At 61.3% G+C, this 718-nt stretch carries 1 protein-coding gene and 1 pseudogene; both read left to right on the forward strand.

Going from position 1 to position 718, the window contains the following annotated elements:
- Positions 1-201, forward strand: a 201-nt coding sequence (locus AWB68_RS50670) for a hypothetical protein (protein ID WP_160110215.1), incomplete at its 5' end; no start/stop codon positions are given.
- Positions 202-518: 317 nt separating this feature from the next.
- A pseudogene (locus tag AWB68_RS50675) lies at positions 519-641 on the forward strand (IS91 family transposase); the annotation flags it as partial.
- Between the last annotated feature and the right edge of the window lie 77 nt (positions 642-718).

The raw sequence follows: 718 nt of genomic DNA on the forward strand, positions 1-718 counted from the left end.
AGCTTCGCGACACATCTGCTCGAACAGAAGGTGGATATCCGCGTGATCCAGGTGCTGCTCGGCCATGCGAAGCTCGACTATCTCCCGCGCGGAACAATGTCCCGCGACCCCAGGAGCCCACGGCATGACGGCACACGGTCGCACCTTTCGCGGGACATAGATTCGGTCTGCAAGATCCACGGGAACGCCGGGATCGTTTAGCTGGCTGCGAACTGCTGTGTGATCAGAGATCCGACGAGCACATGACGTGTCCGCTCGTTCCGTGTTCGACGGGCGAACGAGCGCTGGGCCACTTCTCCTACGAAGGTCTTGTAATTTGCGGCACATCCCCAACGCGCGGGGCTTCCGAGTGATCACTGGACATTGTTCGGCACGGGAGATAGTCGATCCTATTGACTGCAGTCAATAGGCTCGAGAACACCGCGCTCTACGTCCAGGTGGCCACCGACCTGCTGCACGAGGTCACCAGTCCGCTGGACCGTCTGCCCTCCGAGTAGACCCGCGCGCTGTAGCGCCTCATGCTGGAGGTTGCGGACATCTTCCGCGGCCACGGGCCAGCGTGGCGAGACACGACACACCTGAGCCTGGGGCAGCTGAAGGTCATGTCGGCCATCGAACGGTGCCGCACGGCGGCACTGGGTTGTGGCGCGACAATCTGGATGAGAGACGCGCGACAATCAAGTTGAGAATGTCGCGGCAGAAATGATGATGCCGATGT

It is taken from the genome of Caballeronia choica (genome assembly GCF_001544535.1).
GTDB lineage: Bacteria > Pseudomonadota > Gammaproteobacteria > Burkholderiales > Burkholderiaceae > Caballeronia > Caballeronia choica.